At 35.3% G+C, this 1,424-nt stretch carries 3 protein-coding genes; all 3 read right to left on the bottom strand.

What is annotated here, in order from left to right; translation table 11 throughout:
- Positions 1-49 precede the first annotated feature (49 nt).
- Genes AC07XN_RS24400 through AC07XN_RS24390 form a run of 3 tightly spaced genes read right to left on the bottom strand, consistent with a single transcriptional unit; the run spans position 50 to position 1,382 of the window.
- A complete protein-coding gene (locus AC07XN_RS24400; RefSeq protein WP_494744937.1) occupies positions 50-304 on the bottom strand; it encodes an integrase core domain-containing protein in 255 nt (84 codons plus the stop codon).
- On the bottom strand, positions 301-951 hold the full coding sequence (locus tag AC07XN_RS24395) for a transposase (protein WP_494744936.1): 651 nt from the start codon (positions 949-951) through the stop codon (positions 301-303). Before AC07XN_RS24395 ends, AC07XN_RS24400 begins: the two co-directional genes overlap by 4 nt.
- A gap of 38 nt (positions 952-989) precedes the next feature.
- Positions 990-1,382, bottom strand: coding sequence for a transposase (locus AC07XN_RS24390; RefSeq protein WP_494744935.1), 393 nt, complete (start codon positions 1,380-1,382; stop codon positions 990-992).
- Positions 1,383-1,424: the final 42 nt, after the last annotated feature.

Below are 1,424 nucleotides of genomic sequence, written 5' to 3'. Positions count from 1 at the left end.
TGTGCTTGCCTAAAATAGGTTGCCCTGAGTTTTGTGAAAGTTAAAGTACTTAAAATTGTAATATAGTTTGATTTGGGTTGATATTTTTTGAATAATCACAAGTCCAAATCGGTAAATTAGGTTTGTTTTCATTGTCTAGTTCTTTGATGTACTGTTCAAACGCAAAAGGTGTTAGTCCCATCAGGGCTGAATGTGGTCTTTCATGGTTATAAGAGTAAATTGTCCTTTCAAGCTCAGTTCTCAATTCATCATAATTTGTAATATTTCGATAAATGAGATACTGATTTTTAATCGTTCCATTCACTCTTTCAATATGACTGGGCGTCCCCGCACATTTTCATAAACCTCATTACACATACTAATATCAATTTCAGCTTCTTTCAAGAGTTTAACATATGTTTCACTGATGTACTGGCTACCTCTGTCAGAATGATGGATGAGTTCGTCCTGAAACTTTTTTTGTTTTCGGGTCTTTAAAGCCATTTTTAAAGCGATGATATTATTTTCTGCTCTCATATTGTCTGAAACGGAGTATCCAACGATAAAGCGAGAATACACATCCAGAATTAAGACGATATAGTAGAACTTATCATGGACTTTAAAATAGGTTAAGTCACTCGTCCAAAGCTGATTAATATTGTTGAGTACTTTGTCAACCAAAAGGTTTTTATAACGACTGTGAGGACTTGAAAATGTAGTCCTACAGAGGTTTCTATAGGCTTTTACCCTAAAGCCATAATAGATTCCAATACTGATAAAGGCATCTCTTCCGATTCCTTCTGGTTGATAATAGTCATACATGGTTCTAAGTCCCATAGCAGGGTGAATCTCCCTAATTTGGAGAATCAAGCCCACATAAAGACTCTCTTTTACCTTCCATTCTTCGATTCTGTGGAGCATTTGATAATGTCCTTGTTTAGAAATACCACAAAGTGCATACAGATGCTTCATCTGGTAAGAATGTTGAGTAATATTTCGACGAAAGTACTCTAATGTGTTGGCTTGAAACTTTTTTTTAGGTCGATGTCTAATTGCTTCGAGGCTATTTCAATGAGTTTAGATTGATAATCTATCTCCATCTGTTTTTGCCCGAGAATGCGCTCTAATTCAGCTACTCGCTTAAGTAACTCCAGAGTTTTAGCTGCTTCAGATTCTTGTTGAACAACCATTTTGGTTCCTTTTTTGTGATTGGGAGAATATTGGTAAATCCAGCGATAAATGCTAGTACTACTTATACTCCACAATTTACAAAATTCGCTAATACTAATCCTTTTGTTGAGAATGTCTTCGACTTTCTCTCGTTTGAACGACTCACTGAAAGTACGACTTTGACGAATCTTGTAATTTGTACTTTTACCAGTTTTCAAATTTAATTTTGCCATAAAATGTTGCCATTGAAGGGCAACCTATTTTAGGCAAGCACA

It is taken from the genome of Arcicella sp. GW458-12-2-14-TSB2, from assembly GCF_059423785.1.
Note: the sequence above shows the minus strand (reverse complement) of the source record. Positions and strands in the feature narration are given on the sequence as shown.

Coding starts and splice junctions, on each gene's coding strand:
- AC07XN_RS24395 (WP_494744936.1), bottom strand. CDS start 951: ATGAAGCATCTGTATGCACTTTGTGGTATTTCTAAACAAGGACATTAT.
- AC07XN_RS24390 (WP_494744935.1), bottom strand. CDS start 1,382: ATGGCAAAATTAAATTTGAAAACTGGTAAAAGTACAAATTACAAGATT.